Source organism: Streptomyces massasporeus (assembly GCF_014648995.1).
In the GTDB taxonomy this organism is placed as follows: Bacteria; Actinomycetota; Actinomycetes; order Streptomycetales; family Streptomycetaceae; genus Streptomyces; species Streptomyces massasporeus.
The window spans coordinates 39482-63998 of record NZ_BMSE01000014.1 but is presented as its reverse complement, the minus strand read 5'-3'; the positions used below and the strand labels follow the sequence as shown (position 1 = coordinate 63998).

Annotated in this window: 25 protein-coding genes and 1 pseudogene; 14 read left to right on the top strand and 12 right to left on the bottom strand. The window is 74.9% G+C overall.

Annotated elements, in window-relative coordinates; genetic code table 11:
* Positions 1 to 125: 125 nt before the first annotated feature.
* Positions 126 to 284, top strand: a pseudogene (locus IE153_RS42905) (DUF6896 domain-containing protein); the annotation flags it as partial.
* A gap of 76 nt (positions 285 to 360) precedes the next feature.
* Positions 361 to 564 (top strand): protein kinase family protein, encoded by a 204-nt coding sequence (locus IE153_RS27160; RefSeq protein WP_189592429.1) that lies wholly within the window; start codon positions 361 to 363, stop codon positions 562 to 564.
* A gap of 59 nt (positions 565 to 623) precedes the next feature.
* Here the strand turns inward: IE153_RS27160 and IE153_RS27155 are convergent, their stop codons facing one another.
* On the bottom strand, positions 624 to 986 hold the full coding sequence (locus tag IE153_RS27155) for a YybH family protein (protein ID WP_189592428.1): 363 nt from the start codon (positions 984 to 986) through the stop codon (positions 624 to 626).
* Between the two features lie 105 nt (positions 987 to 1091).
* On the opposite strand from IE153_RS27155, the gene IE153_RS27150 reads away from it, so the two are divergent.
* From IE153_RS27150 to IE153_RS27135, 4 genes are all read left to right on the top strand, one after another.
* Complete coding sequence (locus tag IE153_RS27150; protein ID WP_189592427.1) at positions 1092 to 2024, top strand: LysR family transcriptional regulator; 933 nt, start codon at positions 1092 to 1094, stop codon at positions 2022 to 2024.
* A gap of 15 nt (positions 2025 to 2039) precedes the next feature.
* Positions 2040 to 2672 (top strand): ankyrin repeat domain-containing protein, encoded by a 633-nt coding sequence (locus IE153_RS27145; protein WP_229829204.1) that lies wholly within the window; start codon positions 2040 to 2042, stop codon positions 2670 to 2672.
* A gap of 43 nt (positions 2673 to 2715) precedes the next feature.
* Positions 2716 to 3678: a prolyl aminopeptidase gene (gene pip / locus IE153_RS27140; RefSeq protein ID WP_189592426.1), complete on the top strand. Its 963-nt coding sequence runs from the start codon at positions 2716 to 2718 to the stop codon at positions 3676 to 3678.
* 136 nt (positions 3679 to 3814) lie between these two features.
* The gene (locus IE153_RS27135; RefSeq protein WP_268251850.1) at positions 3815 to 4084 is read left to right on the top strand and encodes a glycoside hydrolase family 97 C-terminal domain-containing protein; all 270 of its coding nucleotides are present in this window, start codon (positions 3815 to 3817) and stop codon (positions 4082 to 4084) included.
* A gap of 8 nt (positions 4085 to 4092) precedes the next feature.
* Here the strand turns inward: IE153_RS27135 and IE153_RS27130 are convergent, their stop codons facing one another.
* From IE153_RS27130 to IE153_RS27115, 4 genes are all read right to left on the bottom strand, one after another.
* Complete coding sequence (locus IE153_RS27130) at positions 4093 to 5511, bottom strand: vWA domain-containing protein (RefSeq protein WP_229829191.1); 1419 nt, start codon at positions 5509 to 5511, stop codon at positions 4093 to 4095.
* On the bottom strand, positions 5508 to 6755 hold the full coding sequence (locus IE153_RS27125; RefSeq protein WP_189592425.1) for an AAA family ATPase: 1248 nt from the start codon (positions 6753 to 6755) through the stop codon (positions 5508 to 5510). The genes IE153_RS27130 and IE153_RS27125 overlap by 4 nt, the downstream gene beginning before the upstream one ends.
* 99 nt (positions 6756 to 6854) lie before the next feature.
* Positions 6855 to 8192 carry a hypothetical protein gene (locus IE153_RS27120; RefSeq protein ID WP_189592424.1) on the bottom strand — a complete coding sequence of 446 codons (1338 nt, stop codon included), beginning with the start codon at positions 8190 to 8192 and terminating at the stop codon, positions 6855 to 6857.
* Between the two features lie 109 nt (positions 8193 to 8301).
* Positions 8302 to 9477, bottom strand: a complete 1176-nt coding sequence (locus IE153_RS27115; protein WP_189592423.1) for an NAD(P)/FAD-dependent oxidoreductase — start codon at positions 9475 to 9477, stop codon at positions 8302 to 8304.
* 439 nt (positions 9478 to 9916) lie between these two features.
* Between IE153_RS27115 and IE153_RS27110 the strand changes: the two genes are divergently transcribed.
* Genes IE153_RS27110 through IE153_RS27095 form a run of 4 tightly spaced genes read left to right on the top strand, consistent with a single transcriptional unit; the run spans position 9917 to position 11904 of the window.
* On the top strand, positions 9917 to 10294 hold the full coding sequence (locus tag IE153_RS27110) for a Tat pathway signal sequence domain protein (RefSeq protein ID WP_189592422.1): 378 nt from the start codon (positions 9917 to 9919) through the stop codon (positions 10292 to 10294).
* Positions 10291 to 10905 (top strand): class F sortase, encoded by a 615-nt coding sequence (locus tag IE153_RS27105; protein ID WP_189592421.1) that lies wholly within the window; start codon positions 10291 to 10293, stop codon positions 10903 to 10905. Before IE153_RS27110 ends, IE153_RS27105 begins: the two co-directional genes overlap by 4 nt.
* Complete coding sequence (locus IE153_RS27100; RefSeq protein ID WP_031113208.1) at positions 10902 to 11393, top strand: RNA polymerase sigma factor; 492 nt, start codon at positions 10902 to 10904, stop codon at positions 11391 to 11393. Before IE153_RS27105 ends, IE153_RS27100 begins: the two co-directional genes overlap by 4 nt.
* On the top strand, positions 11377 to 11904 hold the full coding sequence (locus tag IE153_RS27095; protein ID WP_229829190.1) for a hypothetical protein: 528 nt from the start codon (positions 11377 to 11379) through the stop codon (positions 11902 to 11904). Before IE153_RS27100 ends, IE153_RS27095 begins: the two co-directional genes overlap by 17 nt.
* Positions 11905 to 12096: 192 nt before the next feature.
* On the opposite strand, the gene IE153_RS27090 is transcribed toward IE153_RS27095, so the two are convergent.
* A complete protein-coding gene (locus IE153_RS27090; RefSeq protein WP_435811805.1) occupies positions 12097 to 13086 on the bottom strand; it encodes a cytochrome c oxidase assembly protein in 990 nt (329 codons plus the stop codon).
* A gap of 209 nt (positions 13087 to 13295) precedes the next feature.
* Here IE153_RS27090 and IE153_RS27085 point away from each other — a divergent pair, with 209 nt between their 5' ends.
* The gene (locus IE153_RS27085; RefSeq protein WP_189592420.1) at positions 13296 to 14858 is read left to right on the top strand and encodes a right-handed parallel beta-helix repeat-containing protein; all 1563 of its coding nucleotides are present in this window, start codon (positions 13296 to 13298) and stop codon (positions 14856 to 14858) included.
* Between the two features lie 221 nt (positions 14859 to 15079).
* Entirely contained in the window at positions 15080 to 15931 is an 852-nt protein-coding gene (locus IE153_RS27080; protein ID WP_189592419.1) for a putative RNA methyltransferase, read from the top strand.
* Between the two features lie 239 nt (positions 15932 to 16170).
* On the opposite strand, the gene IE153_RS27075 is transcribed toward IE153_RS27080, so the two are convergent.
* Genes IE153_RS27075 through IE153_RS27060 form a run of 4 tightly spaced genes read right to left on the bottom strand, consistent with a single transcriptional unit; the run spans position 16171 to position 19891 of the window.
* Positions 16171 to 16851: a DUF4328 domain-containing protein gene (locus IE153_RS27075; protein ID WP_229829189.1), complete on the bottom strand. Its 681-nt coding sequence runs from the start codon at positions 16849 to 16851 to the stop codon at positions 16171 to 16173.
* A gap of 4 nt (positions 16852 to 16855) precedes the next feature.
* Positions 16856 to 17218, bottom strand: a complete 363-nt coding sequence (locus IE153_RS27070) for a DUF952 domain-containing protein (protein WP_189592418.1) — start codon at positions 17216 to 17218, stop codon at positions 16856 to 16858.
* On the bottom strand, positions 17215 to 18216 hold the full coding sequence (gene bla / locus IE153_RS27065) for a class A beta-lactamase (protein WP_189592417.1): 1002 nt from the start codon (positions 18214 to 18216) through the stop codon (positions 17215 to 17217). Before bla ends, IE153_RS27070 begins: the two co-directional genes overlap by 4 nt.
* A gap of 31 nt (positions 18217 to 18247) precedes the next feature.
* On the bottom strand, positions 18248 to 19891 hold the full coding sequence (locus IE153_RS27060) for a penicillin-binding transpeptidase domain-containing protein (protein WP_189592416.1): 1644 nt from the start codon (positions 19889 to 19891) through the stop codon (positions 18248 to 18250).
* Between the two features lie 115 nt (positions 19892 to 20006).
* On the opposite strand from IE153_RS27060, the gene IE153_RS27055 reads away from it, so the two are divergent.
* Both IE153_RS27055 and IE153_RS27050 read left to right on the top strand, forming a co-directional pair.
* Entirely contained in the window at positions 20007 to 20957 is a 951-nt protein-coding gene (locus IE153_RS27055) for a LysR family transcriptional regulator (RefSeq protein ID WP_229829188.1), read from the top strand.
* The gene (locus tag IE153_RS27050) at positions 20954 to 21826 is read left to right on the top strand and encodes a serine hydrolase (RefSeq protein WP_229829187.1); all 873 of its coding nucleotides are present in this window, start codon (positions 20954 to 20956) and stop codon (positions 21824 to 21826) included. Before IE153_RS27055 ends, IE153_RS27050 begins: the two co-directional genes overlap by 4 nt.
* An 18-nt stretch (positions 21827 to 21844) precedes the next feature.
* On the opposite strand, the gene IE153_RS27045 is transcribed toward IE153_RS27050, so the two are convergent.
* Entirely contained in the window at positions 21845 to 22414 is a 570-nt protein-coding gene (locus IE153_RS27045) for a tellurite resistance TerB family protein (protein WP_189592414.1), read from the bottom strand.
* Positions 22415 to 22569: 155 nt separating this feature from the next.
* The gene (locus IE153_RS27040) at positions 22570 to 24507 is read right to left on the bottom strand and encodes a glycine-rich domain-containing protein (RefSeq protein WP_189592413.1); all 1938 of its coding nucleotides are present in this window, start codon (positions 24505 to 24507) and stop codon (positions 22570 to 22572) included.
* Positions 24508 to 24517 lie beyond the last annotated feature (10 nt).

Sequence of the window (24517 nt, the reverse complement as noted above, 5' to 3'; positions counted from 1 at the left end):
GGGCAGCCCGGAGGCCGTGCGGCGGGCGAGCGACACGCTCACCCGGGCCTTCACGGCACGCGACGAGGCGGACGCGGCAGAGGGCGGGGCCAGGCGCCGGGGGCGCAACGACGCTCAGGCGGGCCGTGCCGTCAGTGGAGCGGCCGGCGGACCTGCTCGTACTGGCTCGGTCGGGTGAGATCAGCCGCACGGGCGAGGCGGGTGGGTACGCCTACGCGGTCCACGGCGCGGGATGCCGGCTGACGAGCCCGGACGGAGTCGAGGTCGACGTGGACTTCATCGCCGACGGGACGGAGATCTTCGACCTCTGGCGCCTGGGCCGGTACGCCCGGAGCCTGCCCCGGCGCGCTCGAGGAACCCGTGCCGCTCGCCGAGGACCTGGCGGCGTACGTCACGGCCCTGCGCGGGGTCGACGCGTCCAAGGGCCCGCCGGGGTACCGGGGAGTGCCGTTGGCGGCACAGGACCGGTTCCTGCGCGAGGCGCTGGCGCAGCTCGCGCCGTGCGCCGTCCCCCCGGCGGACGCCCTGCGGTCGGCGGTCGAGGGCTGCTGCCCGACCTGCTGACGGAGGTGAGGCCGGGCTGGTTCACCGTGTCCCGGCCTCCGGGCCGCCGCTGACGCCGGTCAGGAGGCCGGCAGGAACTCCGGCTGATCCAGTATCCGCAACCAGCTCCCGTCCGCCTGCCTGCGCACCACCTGCGCCCGCGCCCCCGTGCCGTCCTTCGGCGGGGTGGAGGTGAGGGCGATGTCGCCGTGGACCAGGGTCGGCAGAGGGTGTTCCGGCTCGAAGCGGGGGCGGTCGGCCAGGACCTTCTCCCAGAGGGCGCGGATCGCTTCGCGGCCCACCGTGCGACGGCCGGGCGGGTAGGCCAGGACCGCGTCCTCCTCGTAGAGCGCGGCGACCCCGGCCGCGTCACCGGCGTTGGAGCGCTCGACGAACAGACGGGTGATGTCCTCGGGGCGCATGGCCTTCTCGTACTCCGGCACGGGGTCCTCCTGACGTCGGGATGTCTCGGTGCGATGCCTCCAGCCTCGTCGGGCAGTGATCAGAAGTCCAACAGATGGATCAGATCGGAGCTAGAATCGACAGTTATGGAGTTGAGGCAGCTGGAGTACTTCGTCGCGGTCGCCGAGGAGCGGAACTTCACGCGGGCCGCCGAGCGGGTGCACATCAGCCAGTCCGGAGTCAGCGCCCAGATCCGCCAGTTGGAGCGGGAGCTCGGGGCCGAGCTCTTCGACCGGTCGGCGCGCACCGCGACCCTCACCGCGGCGGGCAGGGCGGCGCTCGACCACGCCCGGGCGACGCTCGCCGCGGCCGGGGCGGTCGGACAGGCGGTGGGTGAGGTGACCGGGCTGATCCGGGGCACGCTCGTGGTCGGGATGGTCATCGGCTGCACCGTCACGCCCCTGTTCGACGCCCTCTCCGCGTTCCACCGGGCCCATCCGGGGGTGGAGGTCTCCCTGCTGGAGGACAACTCCGACCGGCTCGTGGAGGCGGTGCGCCTGGGCACCGTCGATGTGGCCCTGGTCGGCACGGCCGCCGCCCCCGAGGGGCTGGAGGCGCTGACCATCATCAGCGAGCCGCTCGTCGTAGTGGTTCCCGAGGGGCACCCGCTGGCGGCGCGGCGGCGGATCGCGCTGCGGGACGTCGCCGCCCATCCGATCGTGTGCATGCCCCCGGGCACCGGTCTGCGGACCGTCTTCGACGGGGCCTGCGCCGCGCAGGACCTCCGGCCCGGGATCACGCTGCAGGCCAGCGCCGCGGACGCCATCGCGGACCTCGCGGCCCGGGGGCTGGGCGTCGCCGTCCTCAGCGAGTCGATGGCCGCGGCGCACCGGGACCGGCTCGTCGTCCGCACCATCGACGACCTCGCCACACCGGCGCTGCTCGCGCTGGTCTGGAGGGGCGGCCCGAGTCCTGCGGTGCGGGAGCTTCTGGCGCGCTGCGAAGAGGCGTTCGGCCTGCAGAGAGCGCCAAGCCGTGAGCCTGGGGCAGCCCGACGGGCCTCTGCCGGAGTCGTTTAGCGTGACCGGGTGATCATGCTGCTGCCGTGGGACGGCCTCACCGACCGCGATCGCTTCAACCAGTGGTACCTGGACCAGCGGGACGAGTTCTCGGACCTGGCCCGGGACGCCGCCTGGAGCCGTCTCTTCGAGGTGCTGGGAGAACGGCCGGAGTGGGTCAACCTGCCCCGGCCCGGCAACCGCAGCGGCTTCTCCCCGCTGCACCAGGCGGCCTGGCACGGCGCGGACTTCGCCGTGGTGTCCCGGCTGATCGCACACGGCGCCTGGCGCACCCAGCGCACCCGGGACGGCCGCCGCCCCGTCGACATCGCGAGGGAGCAGGGGCACACCCACCTGCTGGACCTCCTCGAACCGGTCACGGTACGGCCCCTGCCCTCCCCGCCGGACGCCCTGGAGCACCATGTCCACACCCTGATGCGGGAGTCGACCGGCCGGTGCTTCGAGGAGATCGAACACCTGCTGCCACCGCTCGCGCCCCTCACCGAGGGCCCCGCCGTGAAAATCGTCTTCACGGTGGTCGGCATGATGGGCGGGTTCCGGTACCACCTGGAGCGGGGCTACGTGCATGTGCACGCGAGTTCGCGGATGGACGCCGACGACGGGGACCACTACAAGGTGACCCCGACGGGCTGGACCGCGATCAAGTAGGCGCGCACCCGCCCCCGTCACCGCTTCGGAGAGGACCTCTCGCATGGCCGGGCTCTATCCCGCCGGTATCGAGCCGTACGCGCACGGCATGCTCGACGTCGGCGACGGAAACCGCGTGTACTGGGAGACCTGTGGCAATCCCGCGGGCAAGCCCGCCCTCGTGCTGCACGGAGGTCCCGGGTCGGGGGCGGGGCCGTTCTGGCGCCGGCTGTTCGACCCGGCGGCGTACCGCATCGTGCTCCTCGACCAGCGCGGGTGCGGGCGGAGTACGCCCGACGCCGCCGATCCGCGGACCTCGCTCGCCGCCAACACCACGCACCATCTCATCGCCGACGCCGAGCGGTTGCGGCGGCACCTCGGCATCGAGGAGTGGCTGGTCCTCGGCGGCTCCTGGGGCGTGACCCTCGCGCTGGCCTACGCCGAGCAGCATCCCGGTTCCGTGTCCGAGCTGGTCCTGTTCAGCGTCACCAACACCACGCGGCGCGAGGTGGAGTGGGTCACCCGGGACATGGGGCGGATCTTCCCCGGGGAGTGGGCCCGGTTCCGGGACGCCGTACCGGAGTCCGAGCGCGACGGGAGCCTGGTGGACGCCTACGCCCGGATGCTCGCCGACCCCGATCCGGCCGTACGGGAACGGGCCGCGCGGGAGTGGTGCCGGTGGGAGGACGTGCACGTCTCCACCCAGCCCGGGCACCGGCCCGACCCCCGCTACGACGACCCGCTCTTCCGGATGCGCTTCGCCCGCCTCGTCACGCACTACTGGCGGCACGCCGCCTTCCTGGACGACGGGGTGCTGCTGCGCGACGCCGGGAGGCTGGCCGGCATCCCGGGCGTGATGATCCACGGCCGGATGGACATCAGCGGGCCCGTGGACATCGCGTGGCGGCTGGCCCAGGCGTGGCCGGACGCGGAGCTCGTGCTGATCGGCGACGAGGGGCACGGGTTGTCGGGGGTCTCCACGACGGGGGCGGTGGTAGCGGCTACGGACGGGTTCCGGGGGGTGTGAGGGGCGAAGGGGTGTAGAGGCCGGTTGCGCTCGGCGAGCCGGGGTGAGGCGAGGCGCGGGGCCTGAACGGGGGCGCGCGAGCTGAGCTACTCAGCCGGCGTGGAGGTCGCGGCGAGCCACCGCAGGCAGGCCTCCGATCGGCGAGTACGTCGCGGTCGCCCGGCGGGACGGCGCCATCTGGTACCTGGGCGCGATGACGAACGAGTCGTCCAGGACCCTGTCGCTGCCGCTGTCCTTCCTCGGCGGCGGCTCGTACACGGCGACCGTCTACGCCGACGGCACCCCGGGCGCGAACCCGTACCAGACCCCGGTCGTGGTCGGCACCCGGACCGTCACCCGCGACGACATCCTCGACGTGGAGATGGCCCCGGCGGGCGGCCAGGCGGTCGTGCTGAGGCCGAGCTGACGGCCCGTTCAGCCGATGTCCACCACCCTCGCCCACTCCGGGGGTGAGTCCGGGACGTACTCCGGCTCGGACTCGTCGAAGGCGTGGTTCTCGTAGCGGCGGGGGAACAGGCCCACCACCGTGCGGCAGGGGGGCCTCGTGCCCGGCCAGGGGGTCTGGCCGTCGGTGAGGGCGACGATGACGTCGGGGGCCGGGCGGGTGCGCAGGGCTCGGGTGAAGCCGGCGCGCAGGTCCGTGCCGCCGCCGCCCGTGAGCGGGATGCCCTCGGCGCGGCACAGGCGGCGGGCGACCCCGGCCGAGGCGTCGCAGGGGACGACGGTGACCAGGTCGCGGCGGCCGCCCACGGCCCGGGCGATCGCGGCGACCTCCAGGAGCGCGCTGCCCAGTTCGGCGTCGCTGACCGATCCGGAGGTGTCGATGACGACGGACACGCGGGGCGGGCGGCGGCGCAGGCTCGGCAGGACCGTGCCGGGCAGCGCGGTGGCGCGCCGGGCCGGCCGGCCGTAGGTGTAGTCCTCGCCCGCGCCGGGGCCGGACGCCGCCGAGCGGACCGCCGCGCCCAGCAGCTCCCGCCAGGGCTGGGGCGGGTGGAAGGCCTCCTCGGCCCAGCGCCGCCAGCCCTGCGGGGCGTGCCCGGGGCGGCCCGTGATGCCCTGCGCGACCCGGAAGCGGACCGCGTCCCGCTCCCGCTCGCTGAGGCCGTGCGCGCCGTCCGGGCCCAGTTCCCACTCCCGGTCCAGGCCGTCGGCGCCGCTGCCGCAGTCCAGCCAGGCCAGGTCCTGCGCACGCGGGCCCAGGCTGAACTGCCGCAGGTACTCCTCCATCAACTCGCCCTCGCGCAGGCCGAGATCACCCGGTTCCACGACTCCCGCCGGGCGGGCCAGGCCGTCGCCGTAGACGTCGTCGTTGATCTCGAAGTCGGCGGCGATGTTCATCCTCAGGCGCTCCGCCGGGCCGTGCAGGCCCCGCTCCTTCGCGACCCGGTCGCTGCGTCCGTGGTGGTCGCGCAGCAGGTGCGACACCTCGTGCACCCACACGCCCGCCAGTTCCTCGACGGGCGTGCGGTCCACGAACCCCGGCGAGACGTAGCAGCGCCAGTACCGGTCGACGCCCATCGTCGGCACGCGCCGCGACTCGACGACGTGCAGGGCGAAGAGGGCCGTCGCGAGGTAGGGGCGGACGCGGGCGGCGTGCAGCCGGGCGGTGAACAGCTTGTCCCGGTCGAGGGGTCTGGGGGCGGTGCGGGGCGGGGTTTCGGGGGCGGCTCCGGACGCCGTGCCGGGCGCCGCTCCGGACGCCGCTCCGCGCGCGGTTTCGGGCGCCCGAGTCTTCGCCGGCTTGCCCTCGTCCCGATGGCCACCGGCGATGTCCGTCTTCGCCGGCCTGCCTTCGCGGTACTCGCGGCCGCCGCTGTCTCTCGTCGTCATCGGCCCGCCTTCGCCGCGGCCGCCGCGGCGACCGCCGCCGTGGTCCGGTCCGCGCGCCGGGACAGCGACACCACTCCTGCCAGGCGCTCGATCGACGCGGGGACGTTCCAGTCGTCGCGGCGCAGGGCGGCGAGGGTGGTCGCGGGGACGACCACCACGTCCGGGGGGCCGGTCTCCAGGGCGTTGACCAGGAGCGCCCAGGCCGCGTCCCAGCGGGCCCGCTCGGGACGGTTGCGGACCGCGACCACGACCCCGTCCAGCGTGGCCTGCCGCAGGTCCCCCCGCTCGGGCAGCACCGCACCGGCCGGGTCGGCCAGCAGTGTCTCGGGGTCCGGGAGGTCCATCCGGTCCAGGCTCGCCAGCAGTTCGAGACCGGGCCCGTCCCCGACCGTGCCCCGCACCAGCAGGGAGAGAACGTCACGGGAGGAGCCGGCCGCGGTCGCGAAGGCGATCAGGTGCAGCGTCATCTCCCAGCTGCGCGGGGACGGCCAGGGCCCTCCCCGGCGCACCTCGCCGCTGGGCAGCCGGTGCGCGAGCGCGGGACGGGCGCCGAGCAGCCCGCACACGGCACGGCGGGCGTAGTCCACGGCCTCCGGCAGCTTCCGCGGGTCGAGCCGGGGCAGGGTCGCCCGGGGCCAGACCCCGCCGAGGCCGCGCACGACGACGTCGGTGTCGTGCGTCCACTGCAGGTGGACGAACCGGTTGGCGAGGGGCGGGCTGAGCTCCCAGCCGTCGGCGGCCGAGGAGCGCGGGTTGGCGGCGGCCACGATCCGCACGCCCGGCGGCAGCCGCAGCGCCCCGATCCGCCGCTCCAGCACGAGCCGGAGCAGGGCTGCCTGCACGGCGGGCGGCGCGGTGGACAGTTCGTCGAGGAACAGCAGTCCCCGCCCGGCCCGCACCAGGCGTACGGCCCAGTCCGGCGGGGCCATCGGCACGCCCTGCTCGGCGGGGTCGTCGCCGACGATGGGCAGCCCGGAGAAGTCGGACGGCTCGTGCACGCTCGCGATCACCGTGGTCAGCGGCAGGTCCAGGGCGGTGGCGAGCTGGGTCAGGGCGGCGGTCTTGCCGATGCCGGGCTCGCCCCACAGCAGCACGGGCAGGTCGGCGGCCACGGCCAGGGTGAGGGCCTCCAGTTGGATGTCGGGGCGCGGTTCGGTGGTGGTGTCCCGCAGCAGGGCCAGCAGGTCGCCGGCCACGTCGAGCTGGGTGGCGGTGTCGGGCAGGGGCGAGATGTGTGTGCGCATGGGTGATCACCTGTTGCCGGTGGTGAGCCGTCTCGGTGGAACGAAGAAGGAAGAGAAGAAGGAAGAAGGGGGGAGCCGGCCCGGTCGGGCCGGGCCGGGTCACATGTGGCGTGGGTGCGGGCCGTCGCCGCGGGAGCGGCGGCGGTCCCAGGGGCGCAGGCTGCCGGGAGCGGGGCCTTCCAGGCCCGCCCGGTACAGCCCGTGGGCGATGCGGCGCCGCGCCGCCGTCTCCAGCGCGTCCCGCAGCGGGCCGTCACGCAGCACCGCCTCGGGCCCCAGCAACGTCTCCACGGCGGCGAGCGCACCGGTGACGTCGCCGTGCTGGAGGCGTTCGCGGACGCCGGGGAGGCAGTCGGGCCGGCGGTGTGCCTCGTCGACGGCCCGCAGGCAGGGCAGCGGCGGACCGCCGAAGGCGGCGAGCAGTTCCTCCCGGCGGACCTCGGCCGGATCGTGGTCGAGGGCGGCCAGGACGCCGTCGACCAGGCCGATCCGGTGCCGGGCGCCCCGGCACTCCACCACCCGTGGGTCGTCCGCCCGTTCCGGCGTCCCGGCGGTCCCGGGCCGCTCGGCCCCCAACGCCGAGGCGACCAGCGGATGCAGGCGTCCGGCGTCGATCGCCCCGGCCCGGAGCAGTTCCAGGTCGGGCAGCACCCAGGTCGCCGCGTCGGGCAGCACGGGGAGGGAGGGGCCGCGGGAGGGCGCGTAGGACAGGGCGGCGCCCCGGCCGTCGCCGGGCACGTCCAGGACCATCCGGTGCCGGGCTCCGAGCCGTACGCAGACCCGGCCGCTCGGCCGCCCCTCGGCCCGCAGCAGGAGCTCCGCCTCGGCCGCCCACCGGTCCACGGCACACCGGTGCCCGGGCGGCAGCAGCCCGCCGTGATCCGGGTCCGGGCCGCCGTCACCGGAGCGCGCCCGCAGCTCACCGGCCCGGCGCGCGTCCCACAGGTGGGGGTGCAGGTCGAACCGGAAGCGCCGGCTGGGGCGGGGGTGCGGATGGCCCCGGCCGGTCTCCCGCGTGCGGGACGCGTCCCGCAGGGCGAGGCTGATCCGCTGCCCGGCGTCCGCCCAGGCCGGCGGCGTCCGCACCACGAGGTGGGTCGCTCCGGTGCCCGGGGTGCCGTACCGGGCGAGGGCGATGGTCAGGCCCGGCCGCAGCAGCCCGTCGGGGGCGATCCTCGGCATGTGCCAGCGCAGCAGGTCGGGGGCGAGGTGGCGGAGGTCGGACCGCAGCCGGGCGGCGAAGTCCCGGCCGTATCGCCGTGCCACCAGGCGGGGTTGGAGGTCGACGTCGATGTTCGCGGCGGCGCAGGCACCGGCCCAGTCACCGGCACGGCGGCGCGCGGTCGCGGTCTCGATCATGGAGGGCGGCACGGCGAACTCGCGCACGCGCGGCCAGAAGGAAAGCGGGGATTCCCCGTTCGCGAGGTCGGTGGGCATCAGCACTCACCTTGCGCGGACGGGTCCCCCAATCTGTTCAGGGAGTGAGTCGTCATCGCGTCGGATGCTAACGGCGCCGACTCCCGTGCGCAGCCGAATATTTCGCGCCTCACACGATGTGCGACTCGGGCCGGGTCCCGGCGCCGGTGCGGAAGCGGTCGGCGGCGAGCGGGCCGACGTCGACGCGGGGCGTGCGATCCAGGCAGAGGTCGCGGACGATCTCGCCGACCGCCGGGGCCTGGAGGAAGCCGTGACCCGAGAAGCCGGTGGCGTAGAGGAAGTTGACGACCTCGGTGGAGCGGCCGATGAGCGCGTTGTGGTCGGGGGTGACCTCGTAGAGCCCGGCCCAGCCGCCCGCCGTGGCCATGCCGGCGAGGGCGGGGGCGCGGTGGCGTACGACGTCGCGGAACAGTTCCAGCCACTCGGGGGTCCAGGTGGTGTCGAAGCCGTCGGGCTGGGCGGGGTCGGCGAGGCCGAACAGCAGGCCGTCGTCGCTGTTGTGGAAGTAGGCCGAGGAGGAGAAGTCGATGGTGAAGGGGATGCGCGGGGCGGGTGGTGCGAGGGGCGTGGTGAAGGCCAGTTGGCGGCGCACGGGCCGCACGGGGAGGGGGACGCCGGCCAGGTCGCCGATGCGGGCCGACCAGGCGCCGGCGGCGCAGACGACGGTGGCGCAGTCGATGCGTCCGCGGTCGGTGCGGACGGCCGTGATCCGGTCGCCGGCGGTGTCGAATCCGGTGACGGTGGTGTGGGTGGCGAGGACGGTCCCGGCCCGGGCCGCCGCCCGCGCGTAGCCCTGGACGACGAGTGCGGGCCGGGCGTGCCCGTCGGCGGGCGAGTGGGCGGCGGCGACCAGTCCGTCGGTGCTGACGTAGGGGCACAGGCGGCGGGCCTCCCCGGGGGTGATCATGCGGCTGGGGACGCCGAGGGAGTTCTGCAGCCGGACGCCGTCCTCGAAGTCCGCGGCCTGCCGGTCGGTGGCGAGCAGGAAGAGGTAGCCGACGGTGTCGAGCCGGATGTCGGCGCCGGGGCGCTCGGGGAAGTCCCGGAAGGCGCGCAGGCTCCGGCTGCCCAGTTCGATGTTGAGCGGGTCGGAGAAGTGGGCCCGTACGCCGCCGATCGGTTTGCCGGAGCTCCCCCGGCCCAGCTCGCCGCGCTCCACGACGACGATGTTCCGCACTCCGGCCTCGGCCAGGTGGAAGGCGATGGCGGTGCCCATCACGCCACCGCCGATGATCACGACGTCGGCGGTGCGGGGGACGGTGGGGGAGACGGGGGAGGAGGTCAACGGGCCATCCCTTCCGAGGTTCTGCACGTCGGAACGCCATCGTGCGCCGCAGCGGCCCCGGGCGTCGAGGACACGATGGTGCCCGCCCGGCTCTCGGCGTCGAGGACGGACGGTGTCCCCGGCCCCTCGGCGTCGAGGACACGATGATGCCTGCCCGGCCCCCGCCGTCGAGGAGCGGACGGTTGCCTGCCGCGAGGAGCGGACAGTTGCCTGCCGCGAGGAGCGGACGGTGTCTGTCCACCGGAGCGTCCGGCCGGAGCCGGTGGGTGACGTCCACCGCCCGGACCAGGCGCCCGTCGGCGGCCCGGGGCCGCGGTCGGCCCGGCTCCGGCGACTTTGCCATCTCTTTGCAACCCGCCCCGGTGCCGCCTCGTCTCTCCGCACGAACTGTCACCCAGCCCGCCGACCGTCGGGCGGACCGACGAAGGAGTGCGATTCCATGCGCCGAACTGTCCTGAGCGTCCTGGCCCTCGCGGGCACCGCCGTCCTGATGGGCACCGGGCCCGCGTTCGCGGACGGGCCGGCGACCCCGAGCCCGGTCCCCTCGGACGCCGCGCCCTCCACCCGGCCGGCGGAGAGCGCGGAGCCGACCCGGACGCCCGAGCCCGCCCGCAAGACGCCCAGCGCGGAGCCGACCCGGGCACCGGCCGACGGCCAGGTCTCCGTGCGGCCGAGCGGCGCGCCCGACACCGGTGTGGCGGCGACCGGCGCCTCCGGGACCGGCGGTACGGCGATCGGCGCGGGCGCCGCCGCGGTGCTCGCCCTGGGCGGCGGCACGGTCTTCGTCGTGCGCCGCCGCCGGGCGACCGGGGCATGAGCCCGTTCTCCAGGCGCGCGTTCACGGTCGGGGCGCCGGCGTCCCTGCTGACGGCGTGCACAGGCCACGGGAGCGGCGCGCCCCGGCCGGCGGCCACCGCCCGGCCGGTCCCGGCGAAGAGGGCCCGCCCCCTGGCCCGTTCGGTCCCGGTCCGGCTGCTGATCCCGGCCATCGGCGTCGACACCCCGGTCATCCGGCTGGGCCTGGCGGCCGACGGCACGGTGCAGGTGCCGCCGGTCACGGCCCACGACCGGGCGGGCTGGTACCGGCACTCGCCGACGCCCGGCGCGCGGGGCCCGTCGGTGATCCTCGGCCATGTCACGGTCGGCCCGTACGGCGACGGCGTCTTCCGCCGGCTCGCCCGGCTGCACCGGGGCGACCGGATCGTGGCGCGCCTGGAGAACGGCACCGCGGCGGAGTTCGCCGTCACGGCGGTGCGGACCGTCCCGAAAACCGACTTCCCGGCCGATGACGTCTACGGGAACGTGGACCGCCCGGAGCTGCGGCTGATCACGTGCGGCGGAGCGCGGACCGGCGACGGCTACGCGGACAACGTGATCGTGTTCGCGGCCCTGAGCGGTACGAAGTCCCCCACCTCTGGAGAGCGTTGAAACGGTCCCGCGAGAAGGCAGCGTCCGAGCTGTTCGCCGCCCTCTATCCGCGCCTCGCCGGCTGGTGCCGCCGGCTCGTCGACGACGACGGGACGGCCCACGAGATCGCCTCGGAGGCGTTCACCCGGCTCTGGGCCCGCTGGACGTCCGTGGAGGAACCGCGCGGGTTCCTCTACGTCACCGCGGCCAACCTGGTCAGGGACCACTGGCGCAAGCTGGAGCGCGAGCGCCGGGCCATGCACCGCGTCACCTCGGAGGCCGCCGTGCGCCCCCACCCCGAACAGGCCGACCCGTCGGTCCGGCTGCTCGTGCAGTCGCTGCCGGAGCGACTGCGCGTCCCGATCCTCCTCCACTACTACGCTGACATGCCGATCCGGGAGGTGTCCGCGCTGACCGGGCGCAAGGAAGGAACCGTCAAGGCCGACCTGCACGCGGCCCGGGAACTGCTCCGCGTCCACCTGAGGAGAAGCCTTGACCACACGCCTTGACGACGACGGCCCGCAGTCCGGCCCCGACGACCCGCTCGCCGTGATCCTGCGCCCCTCCTCCCCCGACTACCTGGGCGCACCCCCCGGCCAGTACGAGACGATCCGCCGCCGGGCGACCCGCCGCCGCCTGCTGCGCACCGCGGCCGGGGCGGGCCTGTGCTGCGTCGCGGCCGTCCTCATCGCCGTCCCCCTGCGCCACACGGCACCCGAGCGCCCCACGACTCCGACGATCCCGATGGCCCCGCCCGCCTCCAGGACGGCGCCGCCCACGCCCTCGACGTCCCCCACCCCCGAGCCGTCCCCGTCCGAGTCCCCCCCGTCGGCCCCGGGCACGCGCCGGCCGGGCACCGACACCCCCCGCACGTCCGTCCCGGACACCCCCGTCACCGACGAGGCGACCGGCCCGGCGGCCGTGTCTCGCGCCCCGTCGGCCACACCCACCCCGGTGGAGCCCGTCCCCTCCAAGGCCCGCCCGAGCACGGACCGGAGGGCGGCGGACGGCAGCCACTGACCGGTGCCCCCGGGGGGGGCGGACGGCAGCCGCTGACCGGTGCCCCGGAGGGCGGCGGACGGTAGCCGCTGACCCGCGCCGGGGCCGGCGGACGAGAGCCGCTGACCCGCGCCGGGGCCGGCGGACGAGAGCCGCTGACCCGCGCCGGGGCCGGCGGACCGCAGTCGCTGACCGGCGCCGGAGGGCCCCGGGTCAGTCACCCGGCCGCTGCCTCCGCACCCGCTCCGCCACCTCGCCCTGCTCGGTCTCCCACCAGGGCCGGACCAGTCCGGCGGTCCCGTCCGCGGCGGCGACCGGGGCGGCGGGGGCGAGTTCGGCGTCGAGACGCCGGTCGATCGCGGCCGTCCCGTCGCGCTCGGCCCGCGCCCACTGCGCGAGGACCGTCAGCAGGAAGGGGATCGCGACCAGTTCGGCGATGCCCAGCATGGCGCCGCCGCCGAGCTGCTGGTCGTGGTGGACGTCGGAGCCGGGCGGCGCGTGGTGCAGGTACCAGGCGCCCGCGATCAGGGTGCCGTGCGTCATGACCACCAGCCCCGGGAGCGCGTCGACGATCCCGTCCAGGAACACCAGGGCCGCCCGGACCGGGTGGGTGCACCAGGCGGGCAGGGCCTGCTCGCGGGTGAGCACCGGCAGCACGAACAGGCAGCCGGCCGCGAGCAGATGGAGGTACATCAGCTCGTGCAGCCAGCCCACGCGCAGCGCGGTGGCGAAGTACGGCGTGAAGTAGACGGTCAGTTCGGTGGCCAGCACCAGGACCGTGCTGACGAGGGGGAACGTCAGCAGTCTGACGATCCGGCCGGTCAGCGCCCGCCGCACCCGGGCCGCGCCGCCCTCCGGCAGGGCCTCCACCGCGAGCCGCAGCGGGTCGCCCAGGGCGAGGCCGAGCGGCGCGAGCAGGTCGAGCCCCACGTTCTGCACGGCGGCCGGCCAGAACAGTTCACGGTCGTAGACGGCCAGGCCGGACATCGTGGCCACGACGATCGCGCCGAGCCCGAGCAGCACGAAGGCGGCGAGGCGCGTCGGCGGCCAGGGCCCGCCCCGTCGGCGCACCCGGACCACACCCCAGCCGTAGAGCCCGCCCAGCACGGCGACGAGCAGCAGGGCGGGGACGTCCCACTGCCACGATCCCAGCAGCCGTCCGGCGGTCGGTTCCGGCAGGTACACAGCCGACAGTTCGCTCACGAGCGGACGATAGCCGCCGAAGTTCCGGGGGGGGCGGCGGCAGGGGGCGGCGGCGGCACAACACCCGAGGTCGTTCACGATACTGAACGGCAATCACGTACAGAACCATTGACGCGTCCACAGCAAGCTTCTACGTTCCCCCTCAAGACAACGCGGAAAGCGCTTACCCCGGCCGGGTTCCGCACAGGTCACCACCCCTTGGAGACACGATGCACCTGAGACCAGTGATCGCGTCCGTCGGCCTCCTGGCCGGCAGCCTCGTCGCCCTGTCCGGCCCCACCGCCCAGGCGGCGACCACCCGCTACGAGGCCGAGGTCTCGCCCGCGGTCTGCACCGGCACCATCGACTCGGACTGGGCCGGATTCTCCGGCAGCGGCTTCTGCAACGGCGACAACGGCACCGGCGGATACGCCCAGTTCACCGTGAACTCCTCCGCCGCCGGCACGGCGACCCTGAAGGTCCGCTTCGCCAACGGCACGACCTCCGCGCGCGCCGCCGGCCTCGTGGTCAACGGCACGACGACCGGCACGGCGTCCTTCGAGGGCACCGGCGCGTGGAGCACCTGGGCGACCAAGACGCTCACCGTCCCGCTGCGGGCGGGCGCCAACACCGTCCGGCTGAGCCCGACCACCTCCGCCGGCCTGCCCAACGTCGACTGCGTCGATGCCGAGACGGGCGGCAGCGAACCGCAGCCCACCGGGCCGGTCCTGTACGTGTCACCGAACGGCACCGACAGCGCGGCCGGCACGGAGTCGAGCCCGACGACGCTCACCTCCGCGATCAGCCGCGTCACGGCCGGCGGCACCATCTACCTGCGCGGCGGGACCTACCGCTACTCCCAGACCGTCACCGTCCCGGCGGGCCGCAACGGCACCTCCGGCGACCGCACGGAACTCTTCGCCTACCCGGGCGAGACACCCGTGCTCGACTTCTCCGCCCAGAGCGAGGACCCGGCCAACCGCGGCCTCGCCCTCAACGCGAATCACTGGCACGTCAAGGGCCTCGTCGTCGAACGGGCCGGTGACAACGGCATCTTCCTCAGCGGCAGCGACAACGTCGTCGAACGCACGGTGACCCGCTTCAACCGCGACTCGGGCCTGCAACTGTCGCGGGCGCTGTCCAGCACGCCCAAGGACCAGTGGCCCTCCCGCAACCTCATCGTCAGCACCGAGTCGCACGACAACGCAGACTCCGACGGCGAGGACGCGGACGGCTTCGCACCGAAGCTCACCGTCGGCCCCGGCAACGTCTTCCGTTACACCGTGTCCCACCACAACATCGACGACGGCTACGACCTCTACACCAAGCCGGACACCGGCCCCATCGGCGCGGTGACCATCGAGGACTCCCTCGCCTTCGGCAACGGCACCCTCAGCGACGGCTCCCAGGCCGGCAACGGCGACCGCAACGGCTACAAGCTCGGCGGCGAGGACATCGGCGTCGGCCACGTCGTCCGGCGCAGCATCGCCTACGGCAACGGCAAGCACGGCTTCACCTACAACAGCAACACCGGCCCGATGCAGATCTCGGACAACGTCAGCGTCGGCAACGAGCAGCGCAACTTCAACTTCGACTCCGGCAGCACGTCGGTGTTCCGCTCCAACACCTCCTGCGACAGCGGGTCGAACGACCGGATCATCGGCACCTCCGACAGCTCCAACCAGTTCTGGTCCGGCTCGAACGGCTCCCGCTGCTCCTCCTACGCCGGTGCCCTGCGCTGGTCGTTCGCCTCGGACGGGCGGCTCGTCGTGACCTTCGGCGGCGCCCGGTAGCCTGGCCGTATGGCACTGGCATGCAACGCCCTGCCTCACTGCTTCCTCTGACGCCGCGGTGAGGACGGCGACGTGAGTCGCTCACGTCGCCGTCCTCGGCGTACCCGCCCCTCGGCCGCCGTTTCACGGCGAGCCGGCCGGCGGGCGCCGACGCCCCACCGTCCGCCGCCCGCACGCGGTGCCCCGCGCCGCCGCAGTGCCCCGCGTTCCGAGGAGCACCCTTGCCTTCCGACCGACTCCTGTCCGTCCTGACCTGCCCCCTGTGCCCGGCCGCCCTGCGTCGCACCGACGGCGCCCTGCGGTGCGCCGGCCGCCACACCTTCGACATCGCCCGACACGGCTACGTCAGCCTCCTGACCGGCCACCGGCGGGCACCGAGCGCCGACTCCCCCGACATGGTCCGCAGCCGCGCCGCGTTCCTCGGCGCCGGGCACTACGACCCGCTCGCCCGCGCCCTCGCGGAACTCGCCACGGAACTGGCCCCGCCGGACGCCACCGTCCTGGACGCCGGGGCGGGCACCGGCCACTACCTCGCGGCCGTCCTGGACGCCCTCCCCGAGGCCCTGGGGCTGGGACTGGACAGCTCCGTGCCCGCCCTGCGCGCGGCGGCCCGCGCGCATACCCGGGCGGAGGCCGCCGGCTGGGACGTGTGGCAGCCCTGGCCCGTGCGCACCGGCTGCGCCGACCTCGTCCTCAATGTCTTCGCGCCCCGCAACGGGCCCGAGTTCCACCGCGTCCTCGGCCCGGACGGCGCGCTGCTCGTCGTCACCCCCACCGCCCGGCATCTGCGCGAACTGCGCGCGTCCACGGGGCTGCCGGCCGTCGACCCGCTGAAGGAGGACCGCCTGAACCGGACCCTGGGGGCGCACTTCCGGCGCGAGCGCGCCGAGCCGCTGGAGTACGTCATGAGCCTCACGGCCGGGGAGGTCGCCGCCCTGGTGGCCATGAGTCCGGCCGCGCGTCACGTCGACGCGGCGGAACTGCGCGGCCGGGTGGCGGAGATGGCGGCGCCGGTGCGGGTGACGGCCTCGTTCGTCGCGTCGGTGTACCGGCCGCGCCGGGAACCGCGGTAGGGCCGGGTCCGGCGCGGCGGGGGCCGGGGCCTGTTCCGCCGGGGCCGGGGCTCTTTCGCCGGGGCCGGGGCCTGTTCCGCCGGAGCCGGGCCCTGTCCCGCCGGAGCCGGGCCCTGTACCGCCGGAGCCGGGCCCTGTACCGCCGGAGCCGGGCCCTGTCCCGCCGGAGCCGGGCCCTGTCCCGCCGGAGCCGGGGCCTGTTCCGCCGGAGCCGGGGCCTGTTCCGCCGGGGCCGGGCCCTATGCCGCCGGAGCCGGTTCGTCCAGGCGCTGCTGCTGGGCCGTCGTGAGCGTGTGCACCATGAGGGCGGCTGCCGCGGCCGCGGCGACGATCACCAGATCGGCGGCGAGCAGGGGCAGCACCTCGCTGTAGGCGCGGGCGATGACCTCGTCCGTGTCGTCGGAGTAGATGATCCCCACGCCGCCGGCCAGACCGGCCAGCCACAGGCCCCACCACCAGTTCACGACGGCGGGCAGCCGCCGCTCGGGGAAGACCGAGCGGTGGACGTCCGCGACGACGCCCCGGGGTATCCAGAGATTCACGACGGGCACGATCCAGCCCAGCCAGAGCCAGGGGTAGCCGTAGCGTGGGGCCGTGCCCGACAGGGCCTTGGCGTTGTCCCGCACTTGATCCAGCCAGAACAGGAACGCGAGCACGCAGACGGCCGTGACGGCGCTGCCCACGGAGGCGACCAGGTGGTAGGAGTCCTCCAGCGCGTTCAGCGGACGGTGCACGCCGTCGCCCTGGTCGGGCGGGCCGGACGCCGGCTCCCCCGCGGCGGAGAGCCGGAGGTGCCAGACCGCCCGGGCCGCCCAGGCGACCGCGGCCAGGGCGAGGGCCGCGATGGCGCAGCGGGCGGCTCCCCGGACGGGGCGCAGCACGGGCTCGGGGGCGGCCGGTGTGGAATTCTGTTCGATCACCCGGTCATCCTGCCGTACGCAACTCCGAGGCCCGTCCCTCCTCGTCGAACCGCACCTCGAGGACGTGGTCGACGGCGTCCCGGTCGAGGGGGCCGAACACGTGCGGGAAGAGGGTGTCCCCGGTGACCCCGGGCGGCGGGGCGGGAGCCGCCGCCTCCCACTCCACCCGGGCGGTGAGCCGCGCCTCGTCGAGGGCGAGCACCAGAAGGGGCCCGGGCGCGTCCCGGTAGAAGGCGTTGACGACGGCCAGCGTGGTCGCCTCGTCCGGGGAGCAGTGCACGAAGCCCTCCCCGGCGAGGGAGTCGGGCGCGTAGGTGGGGCCGGTGGCGGTGGTCCAGACGGTGCGCGGTACGACGTGATAGATCATGGCCCCGTTATAGACGGCGACGGGCGCCCGGGGAGCCCCGGGAGCCTCAGGGCGGCGACGGTCCGCCGCGTCGCCTCGGCGATCAGGGCGTCGGAGGGCTCGGCGTCACGGCCCGGCCGGTCGGTCATGACGGCCAGGACGAGCGGCCCGGTGCGGGGCGGGTGGACGACCGCGATGTCGTTGGCCCGGCCGTAGTCGCCGGTGCCGGTCTTGTCGGCCACCTTCCAGTCCCCGGGGAGCCCGGCCCGGATGCGGCGGGCGCCGACGGCGGTGGCGTTGCGCGAGAGCCAGTCCATGAGGAGCCGGCGTTCGCGGACGGGCAGGGCGGTGCCCAGGAGCAGGTCGCGGAAGTCGCTGGCGATCGCCTGCGGGGTGGTGGTGTCGGCGGGGTCGTCCGGCGGCACGTCGTGCAGTTCGGGCTCGTAGTGGTCCATCCGGCTCGTGGTGTCGCCGAGCCCGCGCAGGTAGGCGGTGAGTCCGGCGGGGCCGCCGATGTCGCGCATCAGGAGGTTGCCCGCCGTGCCGTCGCTGAAGCGGACGGCGGCGTCGCAGAGTTGACGGAGGGTCATCCCGGTCGCGACGTGCTTGCCGGTGACGGGCGCGGTGGAGCGCAGGTCGGCCTCGGTGTAGGTGACACGGCGGTCCAGCCCGCCCGCGGAGCGGCGGTGCAGGACCGCCGCCGCGGCCAGCGCCTTGAACGTGGAGCAGAACGCGAAGCGTTCACCGGCCCGGTGCACGACCGTGGCCCCGGTACCGGTCGCGAGGGCGTAGACCCCGACGCGTGCACCGTACTCGCGCTCCAGGTCCGCCAGCCGGGGGCGGTGCACGGTGGGCCTCCCGGACGGCGAACCGGTGGGCGTGGGGCTTCGTCGCCTCGCGTGATCGGCGGGGCGGTCGTCCGTACCGCAGGCGGCGAGCGGAAGCAGGGCCGCGGCGGCCAGGAGGGCGCGGCGGGAGGAGGTGGTGCGGTCGGGCGTCACGCTCCGGTCGGGGGTCATACGGCGGGCTCCTTCACGGAATGGGCCGCTGTCACGCGGAGTCGTCCGGGACCGTGGACAGCAGGCTGTGGACGATCGGGCCGGCGGAGCCGCCGCCGGTGACACCCTCCTCCACGACGCAGGCGACGGCGACGTTGCCGCGGTGGGCGACGAGCCAGCCGTTGTTGTCCTGGTCGTCGGAGACCTCGGCGGTGCCGGTCTTCGCGCCGATCTCGCCGGGCAGGTCCGAGAGGACCTTCGCGGTGCCGTCGGTGACGGTGGCGCGCAGCATCGCGCGCAGCTGGGTGACGACACCGCGCGGGAGCGGGGTCGTGCGGGTGCCGTCCTCGTTGCCGGCGGTGAGCGAGGGCTGGTGGAAGGTGCCGGACACGGCGGTCGCGGTCACCGACGCCATGATCAGCGGATTGGCCTGCACCCGGCCCTGCCCGATCATCGACGCGGCCTTCTCCGTCTCGTCCTTGGGCACCGGCACCGAACCGTCGTACGTGGGCGCCCCGACGTGCCACTCCTGGCCGACCCCGAAGTACGTGCGGGCGACCTCCCCCAGTCGCCCGTCGTCGAGCCGGTCGCGCAGGCTGATGAACGCCGTGTTGCAGGACTCGGTGAAGTCCTTGCGGAACGTGGCCCCCGGGTGTTCGGAGAGCTCCACGTTCTGGAACTTCTTCCCCACCGTGAGGTACTTGGGGCAGTCCACCACGTCGTCCGGGGCGACGGCGTCCTCGATCAGCAGGGCGCTGCTGGTGACGATCTTCCAGGTGGAGCCGGGGGCGTAGGTGCCGGAGAGCGCGCGGTTGAAGCCGGTGGACGGGGAGTTCGCGACGGCCAGGATCTCGCCGTCGTCGATGCGCAGGGCGACGAGCGCGGCGTTCTTGCCTGCGGCCCGGGAGGCGAGGGCCTTCTCGGCGGCGGACTGCCAGTCGGCGTCCAGGGTCGTGGGGACCGGGCCCTTGTCCGCCCGGAGCGTCTTCGCGCCGAAGGACGCCTCCGTGCGCTCCACTTCGCCGGTGGTCCGGTCGACGAGGCGGATCGCGCCACGTGCGCCGGAGTCCTTGCCGCCGCCCCCGGCGAGCCGGGTCATCAGGGGCGCGAGGGAGGGAAAGGCGTCACCGGTGAGCCGCGTGCCGTCCCGGTCGGTGACCTCGGGGGGCTCGGTCTCCTCCCGTTCCAGGCGGAACTTCTCCGTATCGCTCAGGCGGGGGTGGACGAGGGACAGCCGCCAGTCCACCTTCCAGGAGCCGTCGCCCTGCTTGCGCAGCGGCAGCTTCGACTCGTAGGTCCAGGTGCCCAGGCCCGTGACGGGCATCCGCGCGGTGAACGGGACGGCGACCGTGCCGTCACCGGTCTCGGTCGCGGGCTTCGCCGTGAGCTCGGGCTCGTCGATGTCGAGTCCGGCGGTGAAGCTGTCCAGCACCCGCTGTGCCGTGCCGGGACTGGTCGTACGGCCCGCCGCGCTCTCCATGCGGCCGGCGGCCCAGTCGGCGAGGAACGCGCGGGCCTGCTTCCCGGCCGCCGGGTCGGGCCCGGTGTCCCGTTCGAAGGGGCCGACACCGGCTGCGTACGCCCCACCCGCGACGGCGGCCAGCACCACCGCCCCGGCGATGACGGCCCGCGTGGCCTTTCTGCGCGGCCCGGGACCGCCGGTGGTGACGCTGGAGTGATCGGCATGAGAGTCCATGGGCCGAGAACAGCAGCGGCCCGGGCACTCTGTCCAAGACCGGTATCGATGTCGGATCAATATGCAGCCGATATGATTGCTGCTCGTGGACCTGGTGCGGCACCTGGAGTGCTTTGTGGCTGTTGCAGAAGAGTCACACTTCGGCCGTGCCGCAGCCCGCCTCGGCATGGCCCAGCCGCCGCTCTCGCAGCGCATCCAACGCCTGGAGAGACACCTGGGCGTCCGGCTCTTCGAACGCACGAGCCGGCAGGTGACCATCACCGAGGCCGGGACGCTGTTGCTGGCCGAGGCCCGGGAGGTGCTCGCCCGCTCGGAGGCGCTCATGGCCACCGCACGCCGCATCCGCGACGGGGAGACCGGCCTGCTGCGGGCCGCGCTGCCGCCCGACGTGTCCGGCGAGACCGTCGCCGCACTGCTCGCGCACTTCTCCGGCACCGCCGACGGCCTGGAACTGGAACTGCACGAACTGCCCACCGCCCAGCAACTGGAGCGGTTCGCCGCGCACGAGCTGGACGTCGGGCTCATCCACCACCCCTGTGACGTCTCCGGACTCGAGCTGGGCCCCGTACTGCGGCGCGAGCTCGGCGTGCTGCTGCCCCGCGACGCGGCGGCGGCCGGGCTCGACGAGGTCCCGCTCGCCTCGCTCACCGGCTACGACCTGATCCTCTTCCCCCGCGCCGGCGCCCCGGCCGTCTACGACGACCTCCTGACCACCTGCGCCCGCAACGGCTACACCCCACCCGCCGTGCGCCACGCCCAGGGCACCAGCTTCGTCCGCGGCCTGGTGCTGTCGGCGCGGGCGGTGGCGCTCAGCCCGCGGGACGCGCACGGCCAGGGGGAGGGGGACCAGCCGCCGAGCCCCGCCTCGGGCGTGGTCTGGCGGCCCCTCACCGGCGCGCCGCTCGCCCTGCGGCACTCCGTGGCCTGGCCCGGCGGGCGCGGGGACGCCGCCGTCGCCGCGTTCACCGAGGCCGCCACGCGGGCGCTGCGCAGCACCGCCGGGGCGAGCCCCGACCTGCCCGCCCGCCCGCTGCATCTGCGCCCGGCCTCGGAGTACTGGCTGTGACCGACGCCCTCGCCCGTATCCACGCGGCCTTCGCCGACGCCGGCGTCACCGGCCGGCTGCACGCCCTCGACATCGACTCCGGTGCGCAGCTCGACGCCGGCGCGGACCAGCCCGTCTGCACCGCCAGCGTCCACAAGCTGTGCCTGCTCGTCACGCTCCACGAACAGGCCGCCGCCGGACTCCTGGACCTCACCGAGCCGGTCGAGTGCTCCCCGCAGGCCCGCACCACCGGCCCGACGGGGCTCGCGGCGATGCTCGACGGCGCCCGGCTGTCCCTGCGCGACCTCGCCTACCTGATGATGTCGGTCAGCGACAACGCGGCCGCCGATCAGCTGCTGGAACGCGTCGGTCTCGACGCCGTCAACCGCACCACGGCCCGCCTCGGCCTGGCCCGCACCCTGGCCGTGCACACCTTCGGCGAACTCCTTTCCACCATCAAGGAGGACGCCGGGCCGGGCGGCGCCCGGTCCCTGGCCGACCCGCTCGTCGTCACCCGGCTGCGCGCACTCGACCCGGCCCGCACCAACCGCAGCACTCCGCGAGACATGACCCGGCTGCTCGCCGCCGTCTGGCGCGACGAGGCGTGCACGCCCGAGCACGGCGCGGCCATCCGCCGCATCCTCGGCCTCCAGGTGTGGCCGCACCGGCTGGCCTCCGGCTTCCCCTTCGACGACGTGCACGTGGCGGGGAAGACCGGCAGCCTGCCGACCGTGCGCAACGAGGTCGGCGTCGTCGAATACCCCGACGGGGGCCGCTACGCCGTCGCCGTCTTCACCCGCACGGCCCGCACCTCCGCGCTCCTGCCCGCCGCCGACGCCGTCATCGGCACGGCGGCCCGCCTGGCCGTGGACGCCCTGCGCGCTCCCTGAGCGGCCGGCTCCCGCCGGTCAGAGCTGGAACTCGGCGGGATTCACCCCCAACGTCGCACAGGCCTCGCGCAGGACCGTCGCCTCGGCCTGGGAGAAGTGGCCGTCGGCACCGGCGATGACCATGCCGGTCTGGATCACGGCCCTGGCCTCGGTGGGCTTCTTGGCGGCCTTGGCGATCTCCTGCATGGCCTCCGACTTGCCGTACTGGAAGTTGGCGGTCAGCTGGTCCACGTGCTTGTTGAAACGCGTGCGCAACTGCTCCGGCGGGAAGTTCTGCAGGACGTCGTTGCTGAGGATCATCGACTCGACCTGCTGGCGCTCGGCCGGGTCCACGTTCCCGTCGGCCGCCGCGACCAGGGCGCACATCGCCATGCTCGCGTCCCGGTACGCACCGCTCTTCAACTCGTTCTTCAACGAACCGAGCTGCGTCTTCAGCAGACCGACCAGCTGGGCCTTGCCGCCGCCACCGGACCTCGCCCCACCGCTGCCGTGTCCACCACCGCCGTGCCCACCGGTCGCAGCGCCTCGCCCGCCCTGCCCCTGCTGGAGAGCCTTGGCCTGGTCCTTGAGCCGGTCCCACACTGCCATTGACGTCACCTCGGTACTAGTAGGCCTCACCTGGCGCACCCGCTCACGCGCGCACACCCCTCCCAACGCCCGACCCCCGGGCAAAGGTTCCGCAAAACGAAACGGAGACCGCCCGCACCCGGATGCCGGGGGCGGGCGGTCTCCGTGGCGGATTGTCAGGCGTTGTCGCGTGAGCGGAGCTTCAGGCGAGGGGCGAGGCGAAACGCCGCGAAGCCCACCGCTGCCAGGGCCGCCGCCGCCGCGAGGAGGACGCCGATGCCGCCCGCGCCGGTGGAGGCGAGGCTGCCGCCGTCGAGGTCCGTGGAGGTGCCGCCCGTGGTCGAGGTGCCGTCGCCGCCGGTCGTGCCGGAGGTGCCGGTACTGGTCGACGGGCTCGGCTCCGCGGAGGGTGTCGGGTCGGTCGTGGGGCTCGCGGACGGGGAGGGGGACTCGTCGCCGGGGCCGGGCTCCTCCGCTTCGCCGTCACCGGGGACGACCTCGACCGCGAACTGGGTCATGGCGTCACCGACCGACGCGGCCACGGTGTACGTGCCCGTGCCCTCACCGGCGGTCAGCGCCGGGGCCGTCGCCTCGCCCGAGTCGTCGGTCTTCACGCGGACGACCCGGTCCCCGCCCTCGAAGCGGGGCGCGCCCTCGGCGGCGTCCTCGACGCGGAACTCCACCTCGGTGCCGGCCGGTGCCGCCTTGCCCGACTTGACCACCCGGGCGACCAGCGCCTCGGCGAAGTCCTCGCCCTGCTCGGCCTTCTGCTCGTTGCCGCCGCCGACGCTCACGGTGTACGGCGACTCCTTGACCCGCACGGTGAAGGACGTTTCCGCGCCCAGGGTCTTCGCCCGGACGGTGAACGAGCCCTCCTTGCGGCTGCCCAGGCCGATCCACGGGGTCTGCGCACGGCCCTGGGCGTCGGTCGCCACGACGGTCTCGTCGTCGTCCGGGCCGCCGGTGAGGTAGAAGAGCGGCTTCAGACCGTCCGGGTCCTCGACGGTGAAGGTCACCGAGGTGTCGCCGACCGGCTTGCCGTCCTTGTCCCGGGCCGCCACGGCCAGCGGCCTGACGTCGACACCCGGCTGGGTCGTCGCGTCGGTGCCGGAGACCTGGATCAGCCGGTCGACGGCCGGGGACTGCCGCCACTGCAGGACGATCCGGCCCGGGCCGCCGGGCGCGTTGACGCCGCCCTCGGCCACGCCGGAGTCGATCGGGTTGTCGGAGGAGGCCCAGAACGGGTCCTTCTTCTCCGGCGCGTCGTAGCGGCTGCCGACGACCAGCCGGGCGTCGTCCACCCGGGCCGGCTCGGCGTAGCTGGAGCCGCCGCCACCGCTGCCGGTGGTCGGGTCGTTGCCGGTGGACGAGCCGGTCTCGGCACCCGTGCCGCCACCGCCGCCCGCGTATCCGGCACCGCCGCCGCCACCGCCGTAGCGGCCCGCGCCGCCGGCGCCTCCGGCACCGCCCTTGGCGTGGTCGGCGCCCGCGGCGCCGTTGCCACCGGCCGCGCCGCCCGTCGCGCCGGTGGCGCCCTTGCCGCCGCGGTCCTTCTCGCTGCCGTCCTGGCCGTTCTCGCCCCCTGCGGTGCCGGCCTGGCCGTGGGCCACGTCGCCGCCCCCGCCGCCACCGCCGCCGGCGACGATCAGCGCGGAGCCACCGCTCGTACGGACGGCGCTGCTGTTGCCGCCACGCTCGCCGCCGCTGCCGCCCTTGCCGCCCTTGCCGCCGAGGGCGTCACCGAAGCCCGGTCCGCCGACGGCAAGGCTCAGCGCCTCTCCCGGGGTGACCTTCAGGGTGCCGGCGACGAAGCCGCCCGCACCGCCGTACGCCATGGAGTTGCCCCTGCCGCCCTCTCCCCAGGCGCGTACGTCCAGGCTCGTCACCCCGGACGGCACCGTGAAGGCCTGCTTGCCGTCGGTCGGGACGAACAGGCGGCAGCCGGAGAAGCCCTCCGTCGGCGCGCACGCCTTCCCGGCGAGCGCCGCGCTGCCGGCGGCCGTGGCGGCCGGCGCACCCGTCAGGGCGGTGCCGGCGGACAGTGCCACGAAGGTCAGGGCCGCCGCGCCGCGCCGGAACCGGGCGCGGCGCGGCACGGCGGAACCGTGATGCATCAAGGAGACT